General features: G+C 66.6%; 18 protein-coding genes and 2 tRNA genes. 11 read left to right on the top strand and 9 right to left on the bottom strand.

Translation table 11 applies throughout. The annotated features are described in order from the left end of the window. Together gap and tkt are read right to left on the bottom strand one after the other, a co-directional pair. Window positions 1–1,008 (bottom strand): type I glyceraldehyde-3-phosphate dehydrogenase, encoded by a 1,008-nt coding sequence (gap, locus tag H8M03_RS00760; protein WP_187479886.1) that lies wholly within the window; start codon window positions 1,006–1,008, stop codon window positions 1–3. After that, entirely contained in the window at window positions 1,005–2,993 is a 1,989-nt protein-coding gene (gene tkt, locus H8M03_RS00755) for a transketolase (RefSeq protein ID WP_187479885.1), read from the bottom strand. Before tkt ends, gap begins: the two co-directional genes overlap by 4 nt. Window positions 2,994–3,128: 135 nt before the next feature. On the opposite strand from tkt, the gene H8M03_RS00750 reads away from it, so the two are divergent. The 4 genes from H8M03_RS00750 to H8M03_RS00735 all read left to right on the top strand — a co-directional run bounded on the left by H8M03_RS00750 (window position 3,129) and on the right by H8M03_RS00735 (window position 5,537). Then, window positions 3,129–3,302, top strand: a complete 174-nt coding sequence (locus H8M03_RS00750; protein ID WP_187479884.1) for a hypothetical protein — start codon at window positions 3,129–3,131, stop codon at window positions 3,300–3,302. Then, on the top strand, window positions 3,302–3,652 hold the full coding sequence (locus H8M03_RS00745) for a cell division protein ZapA (protein ID WP_187479883.1): 351 nt from the start codon (window positions 3,302–3,304) through the stop codon (window positions 3,650–3,652). Before H8M03_RS00750 ends, H8M03_RS00745 begins: the two co-directional genes overlap by 1 nt. A gap of 178 nt (window positions 3,653–3,830) precedes the next feature. Further along, complete coding sequence (locus H8M03_RS00740) at window positions 3,831–4,409, top strand: 5-formyltetrahydrofolate cyclo-ligase (protein WP_187479882.1); 579 nt, start codon at window positions 3,831–3,833, stop codon at window positions 4,407–4,409. Between the two features lie 39 nt (window positions 4,410–4,448). After that, window positions 4,449–5,537 (top strand): cell wall hydrolase, encoded by a 1,089-nt coding sequence (locus H8M03_RS00735; protein ID WP_246448952.1) that lies wholly within the window; start codon window positions 4,449–4,451, stop codon window positions 5,535–5,537. On the opposite strand, the gene H8M03_RS00730 is transcribed toward H8M03_RS00735, so the two are convergent. From H8M03_RS00730 to H8M03_RS00715, 4 genes are all read right to left on the bottom strand, one after another. Further along, window positions 5,534–6,289, bottom strand: a complete 756-nt coding sequence (locus tag H8M03_RS00730) for a J domain-containing protein (RefSeq protein ID WP_187479881.1) — start codon at window positions 6,287–6,289, stop codon at window positions 5,534–5,536. The two genes, H8M03_RS00735 and H8M03_RS00730, sit on opposite strands and share 4 nt — an antisense overlap. A 46-nt stretch (window positions 6,290–6,335) precedes the next feature. Further along, a tRNA-Asp gene (locus H8M03_RS00725) sits at window positions 6,336–6,412 on the bottom strand. Window positions 6,413–6,464: 52 nt separating this feature from the next. After that, a complete protein-coding gene (locus H8M03_RS00720; protein ID WP_187479880.1) occupies window positions 6,465–7,691 on the bottom strand; it encodes an AI-2E family transporter in 1,227 nt (408 codons plus the stop codon). 77 nt (window positions 7,692–7,768) lie between these two features. Then, window positions 7,769–7,853, bottom strand: a tRNA-Leu gene (locus H8M03_RS00715). 113 nt (window positions 7,854–7,966) lie between these two features. On the opposite strand from H8M03_RS00715, the gene H8M03_RS00710 reads away from it, so the two are divergent. Further along, window positions 7,967–8,257: a hypothetical protein gene (locus H8M03_RS00710; RefSeq protein ID WP_187479879.1), complete on the top strand. Its 291-nt coding sequence runs from the start codon at window positions 7,967–7,969 to the stop codon at window positions 8,255–8,257. On the opposite strand, the gene H8M03_RS00705 is transcribed toward H8M03_RS00710, so the two are convergent. From H8M03_RS00705 to H8M03_RS00695, 3 genes are all read right to left on the bottom strand, one after another. Next, complete coding sequence (locus H8M03_RS00705) at window positions 8,254–8,700, bottom strand: DUF805 domain-containing protein (RefSeq protein ID WP_187479878.1); 447 nt, start codon at window positions 8,698–8,700, stop codon at window positions 8,254–8,256. The two genes, H8M03_RS00710 and H8M03_RS00705, sit on opposite strands and share 4 nt — an antisense overlap. Before the next feature lie 97 nt (window positions 8,701–8,797). Further along, complete coding sequence (locus tag H8M03_RS00700; protein WP_187479877.1) at window positions 8,798–10,552, bottom strand: DUF885 domain-containing protein; 1,755 nt, start codon at window positions 10,550–10,552, stop codon at window positions 8,798–8,800. A 56-nt stretch (window positions 10,553–10,608) separates the two neighbouring features. Next, complete coding sequence (locus H8M03_RS00695) at window positions 10,609–12,117, bottom strand: YifB family Mg chelatase-like AAA ATPase (RefSeq protein WP_187479876.1); 1,509 nt, start codon at window positions 12,115–12,117, stop codon at window positions 10,609–10,611. A 138-nt stretch (window positions 12,118–12,255) separates the two neighbouring features. Between H8M03_RS00695 and H8M03_RS00690 the strand changes: the two genes are divergently transcribed. From H8M03_RS00690 to yihA, 6 genes are all read left to right on the top strand, one after another. Beyond that, window positions 12,256–12,588, top strand: a complete 333-nt coding sequence (locus tag H8M03_RS00690; RefSeq protein ID WP_246448951.1) for a PGPGW domain-containing protein — start codon at window positions 12,256–12,258, stop codon at window positions 12,586–12,588. A gap of 88 nt (window positions 12,589–12,676) precedes the next feature. After that, window positions 12,677–12,811, top strand: coding sequence for a 50S ribosomal protein L34 (rpmH, locus tag H8M03_RS00685; RefSeq protein ID WP_187480880.1), 135 nt, complete (start codon window positions 12,677–12,679; stop codon window positions 12,809–12,811). Between the two features lie 5 nt (window positions 12,812–12,816). Next, window positions 12,817–13,134 (top strand): ribonuclease P protein component, encoded by a 318-nt coding sequence (gene rnpA / locus H8M03_RS00680; RefSeq protein ID WP_187480881.1) that lies wholly within the window; start codon window positions 12,817–12,819, stop codon window positions 13,132–13,134. After that, window positions 13,131–13,343 carry a membrane protein insertion efficiency factor YidD gene (gene yidD, locus H8M03_RS00675; protein ID WP_187479875.1) on the top strand — a complete coding sequence of 71 codons (213 nt, stop codon included), beginning with the start codon at window positions 13,131–13,133 and terminating at the stop codon, window positions 13,341–13,343. Before rnpA ends, yidD begins: the two co-directional genes overlap by 4 nt. Before the next feature lie 30 nt (window positions 13,344–13,373). Then, window positions 13,374–15,098 carry a membrane protein insertase YidC gene (gene yidC, locus H8M03_RS00670; protein ID WP_187479874.1) on the top strand — a complete coding sequence of 575 codons (1,725 nt, stop codon included), beginning with the start codon at window positions 13,374–13,376 and terminating at the stop codon, window positions 15,096–15,098. Then, complete coding sequence (yihA, locus tag H8M03_RS00665) at window positions 15,095–15,739, top strand: ribosome biogenesis GTP-binding protein YihA/YsxC (RefSeq protein ID WP_246448950.1); 645 nt, start codon at window positions 15,095–15,097, stop codon at window positions 15,737–15,739. Before yidC ends, yihA begins: the two co-directional genes overlap by 4 nt. Window positions 15,740–15,746 lie beyond the last annotated feature (7 nt).

Raw genomic sequence — 15,746 nt, 5'->3', positions numbered from 1 at the left:
TCAGCCGAGCTTAGCCATCGCGCCCGCGGTATCGACCATCCGGTTCGAGAAGCCCCATTCATTGTCGTACCAGCTGACGACACGAACCAGCTTGCCTTCAAGCACCGCCGTTTCGAGGCTGTCGACGGTCGAGCTGGCCGGATTGTGGTTGAGGTCAATCGAGACCAGCGGCTCGTCGGTGAAGGCGAGGATGCCCGCGAGCGGACCGCTTTCGCTGGCCGACTTGAGCACGCCGTTCACTTCCTCGACGGTGGTATCCTTCTTCGGCGTGAAGGTCAGGTCGACCAGACTGACATTGGGGGTCGGCACGCGGATCGCCGATCCGTCCAGCTTGCCCTTCAATTCGGGAAGCACTTCGCCAACGGCTCGAGCGGCGCCCGTGGTGGTCGGGATGATCGACATCGCGGCAGCGCGCGCGCGGCGCATGTCGGGGTGGATCTGGTCAAGGATCTTCTGGTCGTTGGTGTAGGCGTGGATGGTGGTCATCAGCCCGCGTTCAATGCCGATCGTGTCGTTGAGCACCTTGGCCACCGGCGCCAGGCAGTTGGTGGTACACGACGCGTTGGACACAATCTTGTGATCGGCGGTCAGCTTGTCGTGATTGACGCCGTAGACGACCGTCAGGTCCGCGCCCTTTGCTGGGGCGGAGATGAGCACGCGCTTCGCGCCGGCGTCGATATGCTTCTGACCACCTTCCTTGTCGGTGAAGAAGCCGGTGCATTCGAGCGCGATCTCAACGCCGTTGGCCGCGTGCGGCAGCTTGGCGGGGTCGCGCTCGGCGGTGACGTGGATACGCTTGCCGTTGATGATCAGGTCGTTGCCGTCGGCGCTGACTTCGCCCGGGAAAGGCCCGTGCACGCTGTCGCGCTTGAACAGCATGGCGTTCGACTTCGCGTCGGCAAGATCGTTGATCGCGACCAGTTCGAGCCCGCAATCGGGGCGTTCGAGAATGGCGCGGGCGACCAGCCGGCCGATGCGGCCGAAGCCGTTGATTGCAACTTTGGTCATCGCATGTCCCTCTTTTGCAGATGGTCGAGCACCCGCGCGGCGATGGCGTCGGGCGTCAGTCCGAAAAATTCGTAGGCGTCGGGCGCGGGCGACGACACGCCGAAGCGGTCGATACCGATCTTCAGCCCGTGCAGCCCGGTGTAGCGTTCCCAGCCGAACGTGGTGCCCGCCTCGACCGACACCCGCAGGATGTCCCGGTTGGACACGTCGGGCAGGATGTCTTCGCGATAGCTGTCCGGCTGTGCGTCGAAGCGTTCGGTGCAGGGCACGGACACGACATCGGCGCCGATGCCCTCGGCTTCAAGCTTCTGCGCCGCGCCGAGCGCGATTTCGACTTCCGAACCGGTGGCGAGGAAGATGACCTTGCGGTCCGCTTCGGCCGGCTTGATGCGATAGGCGCCGCGAGCGCACAAATTCTCGCCGGCGGCCTCGGTGCGGATCGCCGGTACGTTCTGGCGAGTGAGCGCGAGCACGCCGGGCTGTTCGCTGGCCAGCGCCAGCGCCCAGCATTCGGCCGTTTCAACCGCGTCGGCGGGGCGATACACTTCCAGCCCCGGCATCGCGCGCAGGCTTTGCAGATGTTCGATCGGCTGGTGCGTCGGGCCGTCTTCGCCGAGCCCGATGCTGTCGTGGGTCATCACGTAGATGACCCGCGCTTTCTGCAGCGCCGAAAGGCGGATCGCCGGACGGGCATAATCGGTGAAGACGAGGAAGGTGCCGCCGTAAGGGATGACGCCGCCGTGCAGCGCCATGCCGTTCATCGCCGCGGCCATGCCGAATTCGCGGATGCCGTAATAGACATAGCGGCCGCCGTAATTTTCCGCCGTCAGCGGCTGCAGCGCCTTCGTCTTGGTATTATTCGACCCGGTCAGGTCGGCCGACCCGCCGATAGTCGCGGTCACCACCGGGTTGATCGCCTCCAGCGCCATTTCCGACGCCTTGCGGGTCGCGACCTTGGGAGGATTGGCGATCAGCGAATCGAGATGCGGCTGAAGCCAGCTGTCATCGACCTTGCCGGCCATGCGGGCAAAGAATTCGTCACGCTTGCCGCTGGCTTCCAGGCGGTCGGTCCAATCCTTGTGCTTGGCCTGCCCGCGTTTGCCGAAGTCGCGCCATGCGCCGAGGATGTCGTCGGGAATCTCGAATGGCGCCGAGTCCCAGCCCAATTCCTTGCGGGCGGCGGCGATTTCTTCCGCGCCCAGCGGCGCGCCATGCGTGCCGGCGGTGCCCTGCTTGGTCGGCGCGCCATAGCCGATGATCGTCTTGCAACGGATCAGCGACGGGCGCTGGTTGGCGATCGCCTCGTCCAGCGCACGGCTGACGCTAGTCGCGTCGAGGCCGTCGCATTCGACCGTATGCCAGGCCGAGGCGGCAAAGCGCGCCATTACGTCTTCGTTGCGCGACAGGTCGGTCGACCCGTCGATCGTGATCTTGTTGTCGTCCCACAGCACGATCAATCGGCCGAGGCCGAGGTTGCCGGCCAGGCCGACCGCTTCGTGATTGACGCCTTCCATCAGGCAGCCGTCGCCGGCAATCACATAGGTGCGGTGATCGACCAGCGAGTCGCCGTAAATGGCGTTCAGATGCCGTTCCGCGATCGCCATGCCAACCGCCATGGCAAGGCCCTGGCCAAGCGGCCCGGTGGTGACTTCGACTCCGGGCAGTTCGAAATTTTCCGGGTGGCCGGCGCACGGGCTGCCAAGTTGGCGGAAGTTCTTCAGGTCGTCGATCGTCGGGTGGGCGTAGCCGGTCAGGTAAAGCAGCGAATAGATCAGCATCGAACCGTGGCCGGCCGACAGCACAAAGCGGTCGCGGTCGGGCCAGTTGGGATCGGCCGGGTCGAACTTCAGATAGCGGCCGAACAAGGCGGTGGCCGCGTCGGCCATGCCCATCGGCATGCCCGGATGCCCGCTGTTGGCGGCTTCCACCGCGTCCATCGACAAGGCGCGAATGGCGTTGGCTAGTCGGCGTTGGGTCGGCTGCATCCGAGCTCCGTCAGGGGTTAGGCCGCGCGGCGGACTCGCCGGGCCGTTCGCCGGACCCTTTGGAAGGGGACGGGCGAGGCGTCAACCTAGCCACGGCGCTTGCCGAGGCGGCGCCTCTTGCATTAGGCGGGGACAATGGAAGACGGGGGCCTGCCGCACGCCTTGGATCGCGCCGAACGCGCGCTGGAACGGATCGAGCAAGCGCTCGCCGCGCGGCGGCCGGACAGCGGCCGCGACGACGCACTGCGCGCCCGGGTGCGCGACGCCGTGGCGGAACTCGACCAGTTGATCCGGGAAGCGGCGCAATAATGGCCGAAGTCGACGTCATCATCGCCGGGCGGCCGTACAAGGTCGGTTGCCGCGACGGCGAGGAAGAGCAGCTGCGCGCCGCCGCCCGCCTTGTCGATGCCAAGAGCCGCGAAGCGCTGTCCGGCCTCGGCAGCCTGTCGGAAGCCCGCCAATTGCTGTTCGCGGGACTGCTGCTGGCCGACCAGTTGATCGATAACCGTCCGCAGGGCGCGACAGCGTCCGTAGCGTCCGAACCGGCGCCCAGCGCACCGGCTGCGCCGGATCCGGAGATCGCCTGCCGCGCGACTCGCCTGGCCGAACGACTCGAATCGCTGGCATCCTCCCTTGAGGACGAGGCCGCGCGCTCCTAGATAAGGGCTGACGGGTACTGCCCGGTACGAAGCCACGAACATCCCTGAGGCGATTAAATATCCTAGGGGACTGTCCCTGTCCGGACCCTGGTCCGGTGCACATGGTTCCCACCTGACGTTTGTGGCGTCAGAGGATTTCCGGCAAACGGCCACGGTGGTCCCGTCACCTTCCACCCCTTTGTCCAAGGACGCCCTGCGCGACGCCGCGCTGGAGGCGCGCAAGGCGTTCGTGCGGACGCTCGACGATGGGCGCCGGGCGCGGCTCGAAGAACGACTCGCGCGCCATCTCACGGCCGAATGCGCCGCCGCCCGAGTCGTTGCCGGCTATTCGCCGATGGGCAGCGAGATCAGCCCGCTGTTGGCGATGGAGGAAGCGCGCGCCGTCGGGCGAATCGTCGCCTTCCCCGCCTTTTCCAATCCCGCCAAGCCGTTCAAGTTCATTGCCGCCGATCCCGCTGTCCCGGGGCCGTTCGGAATCCTCCAGCCCAAGGGCAGCGCACCGGCGGTCGACCCCGACCTGATCCTCGTTCCGTTGCTTGCCATCGACCGCACGGGGGCGCGGCTGGGGCGCGGCAAAGGGCATTACGACCGCGTGCTCGGGCGGGTGAAACGATCGGGCGCGCGGCTGATCGGAATCGGTTGGGGACTGGAAATGCTGGCCACCGAAATTCCGTCCGACCCGTGGGACGTGCAGTTGGACGCATTCGCAAGTCCTGAAGGAATTCAATGGTTTAACCGTTCAGGTCACGGTCATTGAATTGACCGTATTAGTCCAGTATATCAGCGCGAACCCCCTATGACAGCAATGACCCTTCCTACCGCCCGCGAGAGGGCCCTGACGCTTTGGCAGACGTACCCGCGTGAGCTGGTTGCTGCCGGCGCGTTGACGTTGGTCGTCGCCGCCGGCGGATCGGCCTGGTCGACGCCGACGTTCGGCGACATTTCCGAGCAGCGTGCCGAGCATGTGGCTCCGGCCCCGCCGCCCTTGCTGGTGCGCAACCTTGCGCCGACCGAGGCGACCACGATCAATCAGAAGATCGCGCTCGCCAGCGGCCCGAACCCCGCCGCCGCGCCCTTTTCCGCCGCCAAGGCCGGTACGCCGGCCCATGCGCAGGCGCTCGAGTGCCTGACCCAGGCAGTCTATTACGAAGCTGGCAACGAAAGCGCCGACGGCCAGCGCGCCGTTGCGCAGGTAGTGCTGAACCGGGTCCGCCATCCGGCCTTTCCATCGACCGTGTGCGGAGTGGTCTACCAGGGTTCGACCCGGACGACCGGCTGCCAGTTCACGTTCACCTGCGACGGGTCGTTGATGCGCGGCCCGAACCTCGTCAGCTGGAAGCGGTCGCGCGAGGTTGCCGAGGCGGCACTCGGTGGCGCGGTTTTCGCGCCGGTTGGCCTCGCTACCCATTATCACGCCAATTACGTCGTCCCTTACTGGGCATCGACGCTGGCCAAGAACGCGGTAATCGGCGCGCACCTGTTCTATCGCTGGGCCGGTAACTGGGGCAAACCCCCTGCCTTCACCCAGAAGTACGCCAAGCAGGAGGCCAGCGCCGCGGTGCTGAAGTCGACCGCGCTCGCCGCTTTCGCCACCCGTCCGGTCAAGGCACCCACGGTCGTTGAGGAAGAGGTCGCCGAGGTCATTCCGGGCGCCGAAGCGGGCAAGGCCGAGCCCGGCCGCGTCGTCATCCGCTTCAAGCTGGAACAGGCTCGGGAAGCGGTCGAAAAGGCCGTCGAGTTGCAGACGCCCAAGCCTTATGTCGAGAAGATGGCGGCGTCCGACAATCTGCGCTGGACGCTGTCCGGCAAGGGACCGGAAACCGCGCCGCAGACCCCGCTGGGCAAGGCGCCCACGACCGCGCCCGCAACGCCCGCCGGCGACTAGTCCGGGGGCCGCGCCGCGGCCTCGTCGATCCGCGGCAACAAGGCCAACTCCACCCGCGAACGGATCTGGTGGAGCCGCGAATCGGCACCCAGCATATCGTTGGAAATCGCCCTGGCCGCGGCCAGCTGGCGGCCGAGCACGGCCGATCCTTCAAACCGGCCCATGGTATCCGGGCTGTCGGCGCCAAGCACGATGGTCGATTCATCGAACGCCGCGCAGGCATCGAACAGCGCCAGGTTCGGCTTGGCGCGGACCTTTTGATAGCAGTTGCGGCTATATTCGACCGCGCCGTCGCTGTCCCCGGCCAGGTGGAATTGCGAAGCGTTGCGGATCGCATTGTCGACCACCGCCCCGTGCAGCGGTTCGTCGAAGCTGCCGCCGATCCTGAGCGGCGTCGGCGCATCCGGCCAGCCGCCGGACAGCACCACCGGCGCCCGCCGTTCGAGCTGCGCGGCATAGACGCCGATCCCGGCACAGATGGCGATGATCAGCAGCCAGCCGGCGCGGGACCGTCGGCGGCGCTTTGGCATCGGCCGGACATGGACCGGGACGGACCGGTACGGCGCGGCTGCCGGAAGATCGCGGCGAAGCAAGGTGTAGGCGCGATTGATTTCCGCCGCTCTTCCGCCGTCGCCGCCGGTGCGGTCCGGATGAAATTGTTTGATAAGCCGGCGATAGGCTTCGTCGACCTGGGCGCGCGGGGCCCCCGGCCGCAGCCCGAGGGCCGCATAAGCTGACTCGTCGCCGCGCATCGGGCGAGCCTAGCGGATGTGCATGGCAGGCAAAAGCTGTTGGAAATGGCGCGAGTGACGGGGCTCGAACCCGCGACCTCCGGCGTGACAGGCCGGCGCTCTAACCAACTGAGCTACACCCGCGCACTTCCTCTGGGTCCCGCGACGTTGCGGGGGCTCAGATGAGGCGCGCGACCTAGGTGACGCCCCTGTCACTGTCAACAAGCGCATCGCCATTTTCGTCATCTTCCCCGACATGGGTCAAAGTCCCATGCTCGAAGAGGAATCCGGCGATGTCCGGCGTGCCCGCGGCGGAGAACACCTGCTTGATGATGATCAGCAGCGGAACCGCCAGCAGCGCGCCCGTGGTGCCCCACACCCACGCCCAGAAGCTTAGCGAGATGAGGATCGCCAGCGGATTGATCTTCAGCCGCTCACCCACGACCATCGGCGTGAAAAGGTTCGCTTCGACCATGTGCAGGCCGACGAACACGAGCGGCGGCAGCATTGCCGCCCAGGCGTCGGGAAAGACCATCAGCCCGCCAAGGAACAGCAGCAGCGCCGAGGCGATCGGGCCGAGGTAGGGGATGAAGTTGAGCACGGCGACGATGCCGCCCCACATGATCGGCGAGGTCATTCCCAGCTGCCACAGGATCAGCGCGGTCAGCGCGCCCAGCGCCACGTTGATGATGGTGATGGTGAGAATGTAGGTCGAGGTGGAATCGACCACCTGCTGGATCACCCGCGCGGTCGTCAGCGCGCCTTCGAAGCTGCCGCGGCTGACGATGGTGCGCTTGCGCATCGCGCTCCACCCGGCGAGGAAAAAGAAGATCACCAGCAGTGCGAAAAACAGCTGGATGAGGATGTGCGGCGCGGACGTCGCGAGCAGTCCCGACAGTGAGTTGGGCGTTTCGATCGTCACCGTCCGGCTGCGGTCCGGCGCGGTCGCGACCTGCGACACGATCCGTTCGACGAACTGGTCGAACGACTTGTACAGTTCCAGCAGCGGATCGAGCGCCACGCGCACCTTGTCGATGCGCTCGGGGATCAGCGCCACCCAGTCGATTGCCGGAAGCACGATCGCGCCGATCGCGAACACCGCTACGGTGAGGAAGACGATGATGCACAGCCCCGCCGACAGCTTCGAGGGCAAGCCATGCCCTTCAAACCATTCGAGCAGCGGCACGAGGGCGATGGCGATGACCAGCGCGGCGGTGACCGGCAGGAAGAATTCGGCGCCGGCGCGAAGCGCGAACGGCAAGGCGACAATCAGGCCGAGCCCGGCGATCAGCGTCAGCGCGGCCAGCAACCGGTCGCGCTTGGCGGTGAACGCTTCGGCCAGCACGTGCGCATGGCTAACGGTCTCGGCCAGTTCGGTCGTCTTGGCTTTGGCCCTGGCGGCCCGGCTCGTCTTCGCGTCCATGGCGCGACCATATCCGCGCTATCGGGCGAAGGGTAGCCGTCGCGAAACGTTAACGCGACCCGATCTGGCGACGGCAGTGGTGCCCCTGGTCCGACTCGAACGGACACTCCGGTTAGGAACTCGATTTTGAGTCGAGCGCGTCTACCATTCCGCCACAGGGGCCCCGCAGCGGCGGCCTAGGTAGCGGCCGCCCGCACGTGGGGCAATGCCATGGACTGTGCCGGTCGAATGCCGGGACGAGGGACATTCCAGCGTCCTCGTCCGTTGGCTAATATATGAACAAAATCATCAGCTTCGCCGCCGCGGCGGTCCTCATCGCCCCCGCCATACCCGCTTTGGCCATTGCGCCGGACAAGGGGGACAGCACCCGGGTGCTGCGACAGGCGCTTGGCACAGCGGTCGATTCGACGCGTGCCAATCCGCCGGGTCAGGACAAGCGGCCCGCAGATCCTGACCAGGGCGACGACAATGCGTCAGACCGCGCCATTTCCATGGTCTGCTTCAAGGATACGCCAGCCGCCGAGCGGTCGGCGATCTGCGACCGCTCCCCCGCCAGCCCGAACTAGCGCGCGAACGAGAAAGCGGCGGGCGCCTTGCCGTAGCGGTTGGGGACGTTGGTGCCCTTCTTGAGGAACAGCGTCAGCAGGTTGGCAAAGGCCAGCAGGCCGACGCCGAGCAGGCCGAGCGCCACGATCTGCGGCAGGATGCCGCGGAACGCGAAGGCAACCGGCATCACCGCCAGGATGACGCACGGCACGACCAGTTCGCGGCCGCTCTTGCCGACATCGTGCAGCCGGCGCACCGCGACCGCGATCTGCGGGATGACGAGGAACAGGCCGACCAGGCCCGACAGCATCGGCCCCATGCCGAACAGCATGCCGACCAGGCCGGCAACGGCGTTGGCAAGGATCACGAACGCGAAGAAGCACCAGAATTCATGGCGCGACGCGCGGCCCTGGAAATCGGCATATTTGCGCAGCGTGGCCATCGCGGATTCGAACACGAACATCTCAACCCTTTCGATCCAACGCGCCGTTGCGCGCGAATCGCTTCTAAGGGGGTCACGGCTAATTTTCGGTTACGAGCGGCCGATAAATCGCCGTCGCCTAGCGCCCGCGTTCGCCCCCCGCCCCCGCCGGGCAGGACTTGGCCGCAACCCATTGTTCGATATGGGCACGCAGCGCACTTAACGGGACGATCCCGGTTTCGAGCACCCGCGCATGAAACTCAGGAAGGCCGAAGCAAGCGCCGAGCGCGGCCTCGGCCTGCTGGCGCAGCGCCCGGATTTCCAACCCGCCCGAATCGTAGGCGGTTAGCTGGCCCGGGATGATCGCAACCCGGTCAATCAGGTCGTCGGCGTCGCTACCCTGCCAGCGGCCGGATTCGCGGATAAAGGCAATGGCCTGTTCGCGGGTCCAGCCCATCACGTGAAGGCCCGGGTCGATGACCATGCCGCGCGCCGGCCATAGCCTTCGGGTCATCAAGGCATAATCGGTCTGGTAGATGCCAAGCTCCTCGCTCAACGCTTCGCTATAGCGCGCCCAGCCTTCGGAGTAGGCGGAGTTGATCAGCAGATTATCGACCGGCGCGGCCGCTTCTGTCGCCGTCGCGACCTGCATGTGATGACCCGGATAGCCTTCGTGGACGGCCGTGATTTCCGCGCCGCCGCGCGTGTCCTCCTGCCATTTTTCGCTGGCGATCCGGTAATAGGCCAGCTTCTTCGGATCGATCTGCCGTTCGTAATAGGAGCTTGCTCCCGACCCCCGAAGATAGGGTTCGAACGGCTTCACCTCCATCCTCTGCACCGGCATTGCCGCGAAGGCCGGGGCGGATTTCTGACGCGCCCGGTCGACCACTGCGCTGGAAAAGGCGATCTGGTCCTGTTCCGACGTGAATTTGTTGTCGGCGGCCTGGTTGATGCCAGCCAGAATATCGGGGAGCGCGTCGCTGCCGAATTTCTTGCCGCCCAGCTCCCGAACCGTTGCGAGGTTGCCGCTGACCGTTTGCTGCCCAAGCTGGAACACCTGTTCCGGCGGTCGCGCCAGCGTGGTGTAGAAGCGCAGCGATGCGGCATAGCAGGCCCGGCCGTCGGGATTGGCGCTGACCGCCAGCGCCTCACGCGCGCGGGGTGCATATTCGTCGCGCAGAAAGCCGTGGTAGCGGGCAAAGGCGGGCTGCAACCGGTCGACGATGATGGCACGCATGGAAGCCTTGAACGCCGTGTCCTTGCTGCGGTCGACCAGCTGCCAGAACGGCGTATCTTCCGGCTTGGCGTTGGCGATCCCGTCGATCTGCTTGACGACCCGGGCGACCACCGCCCGCGGCGCGGAATAGCCGGCTGCGAGCCCGGCGCGAGCGTTGGCAATCTGCGTGTCGACCACCGCCGGCAGGGCCGACCAGCGGGCCAGCGCATCCGCCCTTTGCGCTGCGGTTTCGAGCGGCTGGTCGCGGGCGATGTCGGACAAGACCAGATGCCACCCGCTCATGTGATTGACGTCCCAAAGCTCGAGCCGGCAGACGCGCATCGCCCGCTCCGCCTCCAGCCGCTCGATCATCCCCGCGTAAGTAAAGCGCTTGCGCTGCGAGAGGGTCGCCGGGTCGAGCCGCTTGAGATCGGCAAGCAAAGCGTCGTTGCGCGCGCGATAGTCGGCGAAGCCGGCGGCACTGTAATCGGCCCAGCCCCGGTTATCGCGCGGCGGCACACCAACAAAATATGCGGTGCTGGGATCGTAAGCGATGGCTTCGTCGACCATTCGCGTCGCCAATCGGTCGAGCGCGCCGTCGCCCGGAGCGGTCTGCGCGGCGAGCGTTGTGCTGCAGCCGAGGGCAAGAACGCCCGCCAAGATACCCGTCGCACGCATTGCCATCTCCCCCTGTCCCGGCGCCAGATTAGGCGCTCGCCGACGGCTGGCAAGATTCAGTTGCGCGGTGCCTGGCGGCGGTAGCTGAGCGCTTCGGCGATATGGATGCGCCCGACCTGCTCCGCCCCGGCAAGGTCGGCGATGGTTCGCGCGACGCGCAGCACGCGGTGGTAGCCGCGCGCCGACAAACGCATAGCTGCCGCGGCATCGGCCAGCAGCTTGCGGCCAGCTTCGTCCGGCGTTGCGATCGTGTCGAGCAATTCGCCGTCGGCCTCCGCATTGGTGCGCACGCCTGACCCGTTGAACCGCTGCGACTGGCGCTTGCGGGCAGCCGCGACGCGGCCCGCGACCTGGGCGCTGCCTTCCGCCGGCGGCGGCAGCGTCAGATCGGCGGCGGAAACGCCCTGCACGTCGACGTGTAGGTCGATGCGGTCCAGCAACGGGCCGGACACGCGCGCCTGATAATCGGCGGCGCAGCGGGGCGCCCGGCTGCAGGCCAGCGCGGGATCGCCGAGATGGCCGCAGCGGCACGGGTTCATCGCCGCCACCAGCTGCACCCGCGCGGGGAAAGTGACATGGGTGTTGGCGCGGGCGACGCTGACCGCACCGGTTTCCAGCGGCTGGCGCAGGGAATCGAGCACTGTCCGCTGGAATTCCGGCAGTTCGTCGAGGAACAGCACGCCGAGGTGTGCCAGGCTGATCTCGCCGGGCCGGACCTTGAGGCCGCCGCCGACCAGCGCCGGCATCGACGCGCTGTGATGCGGCGATCGAAACGGCCGCCGGCGCCGGATCTTCCCGCCATCCAGTTCGCCGGCGACGGACGCGACCATCGAAACTTCCAGCGCCTCTGACGGCTCGAGCGGCGGCAATATGCCGGGCAGGCAGGCGGCTAGCAGCGATTTGCCCGAGCCGGGCGGTCCGCTCATCAACAGATTGTGCCCGCCGGCGGCCGCAATCTCCAGTGCGCGCTTGGCGACTTCCTGTCCCTTCACATGCGCAAGGTCCGGACCCGCCACCGGTGCTTCCGCCTCGACCGCTTCAGGCGCCGCGATCAGCGCGCTGCCTTTCAAGTGCGCCAGCAGCGCCAGCAGGTCGGGCGCAGCGATGACATCGAGTTCGCCCGCCCACGCCGCCTCGCTTCCCTGCGCGGCGGGGCAGATCAGGCCCATGTCCTGTCCCGACGCGTGGAGCGCCGCCAGCAGGACACCGGGCGACGGCGCGATCCGACCGTCCAGCGATAATTCGCCGACCGCGACGTAATGAGACAGCGCCTCGGCGTCCGCGGCGCCGATCGCGGCCAGCAGGCACAAGGCGATCGGCAGGTCGAAATGCGAGCCCTCCTTGGGCAGGTCGGCGGGCGACAGGTTGACGGTTATCCGCTTGGGCGGAAGCGCGAGGCCGATGGCGGCCAGCGCGGCGCGCACCCGTTCGCGGCTTTCGGCGACCGCCTTGTCGGGCAGGCCTACGATGACGAATGCCGGCAGCCCGGCCGACAGCTGAACCTGCACCTCTACCGCGCGGGCTTCGAGGCCGAGATAGGCGACGGTGGCGACGGTGGCGGCCATGTCAGGCGCACCGTCCGCACGTCGCGGCAATGATCGAAGGCACAATCCCCCTAGCTCGGCGGGGCCAGTGCTAGACCGGCGCGCCGTCCGACCGCAAGGCGCTTGCGCGAAGCGGCCGGCGTGGCCACATCTTTGCCCGTGACCGTGTGGACCAAGATCAACCGATTCTTCGACCGGGTGTGGGTCGAATGGGGCATGTTCGTACTGGGCATCCTGCTGATTATCGGCGGGATCCTCATTTCGCCGCTGCCCGGCCCGGGCGGGGTATTCCTGATCATTCCGGGTATTGCGCTTGTCCTGCGCACCAGCATGTGGGCGCGCCGGCGGTATGTGAAATTCAAACGCTGGCAACCGCGGGTGGGCCGGTTCACCGACCTTGCATTGCGCCGCGAAAGCGCCAAGCGTCGCGAAGCGATCCGCAAGGCGGAGCTTGAGCAGGAACAGGGGCTCCCCGAGCCGCCCAAGAATTGACTTTGGCAACTACGTCCCGTATCGGCGCGCGCAACGGTGGCTGCCCGGCGTGGCGGCCCTTTTTCTTTTGATATTTGAGGCATGAGCGATGAAGCGCACCTTCCAGCCGAGCAATCTCGTCCGTCAGCGGCGGCACGGCTTCCGTCTGAGGATGTCGACCGTGGGCGGTCGCAAGGTGCTGAACGCGCGCCGGGCGCGCGGCCGCAAGAAGCTCAGCGCCTAGTCACGATTTCGAAGCGCGCGGATTTCCTCGCGGCGAACGCCGGTCGGCGCGCCGCGACTCCCGGCTTCGTGCTCCTCGTCCGCGACCGCAAGGACGGCGATCCGCTGATCCGCGCGGGTTTCACCGTGACCAAGAAGATCGGCAATGCCGTGGTGCGCAACCGGATGAAACGGCGCTTTCGGGCGCTCTCCCGCGAAATCCTCCCTGTCCACGGCTTCACCGGGTCCGACCATGTGATGATCGGCCGCGCCGGCGGGGTCGAACGCGATTTCGGCCAGCTGCGCACCGACCTGACCGGCGCCCTGAAACGCGTTGCGAAATGATTGCCCGGGGCCTGATCTGGGTCTGCCGCGCATGGCAAAAGGGCCCGTCGCAGGTGCTACCGCCCAGTTGCCGGTACCAGCCATCCTGCTCGGCCTATGCGATCACCGCCTTGTCGCGCTATGGCGCGCTGCGCGGAAGCTGGCTCGCCATGAAGCGGATCGGTCGCTGCCACCCGTGGGGCGGTCATGGCCATGATCCCGTCCCCTGAGATGTTGCCAACGCGAGGAACCCGACTGACGTGAACGACAATCGCAACATGATCCTCGCGGTCGTGCTGAGCGCGCTGGTGCTGCTTGGCTGGGGCTTCCTTTCCAATCGCTTCTTGCCGCAGCCGGCCGAAACGCCGCCCGCGGCGCAGCAGGCGGCGGGGACCGACGCCGCTGTCCCGGCCCCGCAAGCGCAAGGCGCCCCCGCCCCGACGGCAGCGCCGGCACAATTGCGCCCGGTCGACGCGGTGCTCGGCGAAGGCCGGCGCGTGCAGATCGATACGCCGCGGCTGAAGGGCTCTATCAACCTGCAAGGCGCGCGCATCGACGACCTCGTCCTGCTCAACGAGCGCGAAAGCATCGATCGCAATTCGGCGCCGGTGCGGCTGCTTGCCCCCGCCGGCACGAAGGACGCCTATTTCGCCACCTTCGGCTGGACCGGCGACGCCATCCAGGCGCCGAACGGGACGACGGTGTGGACGCCCAGCGCGGCGGTGTTGAAGCCCGGCCAGCCGGTTACGCTGCGCTGGAGCAACCCGACCGGCCAGACCTTCGAAATCGTCCTTAGCGTCGACAACGACTATCTGTTCACCGCGCAGCAGCGCGTCATCAATCGCGGTTCCGGCGCAGTCGCAGTCCGGCCGTACGGATTGATCAATCGGGCCGCGGCCTCGGTCGACCAGAGCAGCTGGACGGTCCACGTCGGGCCGATCGGCTTCCTCGACGGGCGCGCCGACTATGACACCGACTGGTCGGACCTCGGCCCGGGGCAGGCCAAGCGGTTCGACAGCACCGGCGGCTGGATCGGCTTCACCGACAAGTACTGGCTGACCGCGCTGGCCCCGGCCGGCGATCCCAAGCTGTCGGCCAGCTTCACCGGTACCCCGTCGCGCGGTTTCCAGGCCGATTACGCGCTGGGCCAGCAGGTCGTCGCGCCCGGTCGGGCGGCGCAGACCGAAACCCGCCTGTTCGCCGGCGCCAAGGAAAAGGCGCTGCTCGACCGCTACGAAGACGCCGGCATCACCAAGCTGTCCAAGTCGATCGACTGGGGCTGGTTCGAATGGTTCATGCGCCCGATCTTCGACCTGCTCAGCTGGCTGTTCCACGCCACCGGCAACTTCGGCGTCGCGATCATCATCCTGACCTGCATCGTGCGGCTGATCATGTTCCCGATCGCGCAGAAGCAGTTCAAGTCGTTCGCCGCGATGCGCAAGGTCCAGCCGAAGCTGAAGGTGATCCAGGAGAAGTATAAGAACGACAAGCAGAAGCAGCAGCAGGCGATGCTGAAGCTGTATCAGGAAGAGAAGATCAACCCGGCCGCCGGCTGCCTTCCGATCCTGTTGCAGATTCCGATCTTCTATGCGCTCTACAAGGTGCTGATGCTGTCGGTCGAAATGCGGCACCAGCCGTTCGCGCTGTGGATCAAGGACCTGTCCGCGCCCGACCCGCTGACCCCGCTCAACCTGTTCGGGTTGCTCAATTTCACCCCGCCGGGCTTTCTCTACCTCGGCATCCTGCCGATCCTGCTTGGCGTGACCATGTGGCTGCAGTTCAAGCTGAACCCGCAGCAGATGGACCCGACCCAGCAGGCGGTGTTCAAGTTCATGCCGTGGGTGATGATGTTCGTGCTGGCGCCGTTCGCGACCGGGCTGGTGCTGTACTGGGTGACGTCGAACATCCTGACCATCGCGCAACAATGGTGGCTGTACAGGCGGTTCGACCTGCACCTGTCGGACACGCACCCGGTGAAGACGTGAGCGACGGCGAGGACAGCGAACTCGCGGAACGTGCCCGAAAGCTGTTTTCGGGACCGATCAGCTTCCTGAAATCGGTCCCGCAGATGCAGTATCTGCCCGAACCCGACGTGCCGGAGGTGGCCTTTGCCGGCCGTTCCAACGTCGGCAAGAGCTCGCTGCTCAACGCGCTGACCAACCGCAAATCGCTGGCGCGGACATCGAACACGCCGGGACGGACTCAGGAGCTAAATTATTTCGACGTCGGCGATCCGCCGATCTTCCGGCTGGTCGATATGCCCGGATACGGCTTTGCCGAAGCGCCCAAGGCCCTGGTCCGGCGCTGGCGCTTCCTGGTCAACGATTACCTGCGCGGGCGGCAAGTGCTGAAACGGGCGCTCGTGCTGGTCGATTCGCGTCACGGGCTGAAGCCGGTCGATCATGAAGTGATGGACATGCTCGACGCCAGCGCGGTCAGCTATCACCTCGTCCTGACCAAGGCCGACAAGGTGAAAAGCGCGGCGCTTGCCGAAGTCCTTGAACGCACCACGGCCGAAGCGGCCAAGCATCCGGCGGCACACCCGACCATCTTCACCACCTCCAGCGAGACCGGCGGCGGGATCGCCGAACTGCGCACCGCCATCCTCGACGCTTCAACCCGGTAGGACATTC

Source organism: Sphingomonas sabuli, assembly GCF_014352855.1.
GTDB lineage: Bacteria > Pseudomonadota > Alphaproteobacteria > Sphingomonadales > Sphingomonadaceae > Sphingomicrobium > Sphingomicrobium sabuli.
Note: the sequence above shows the minus strand (reverse complement) of the source record. Positions and strands in the feature narration are given on the sequence as shown.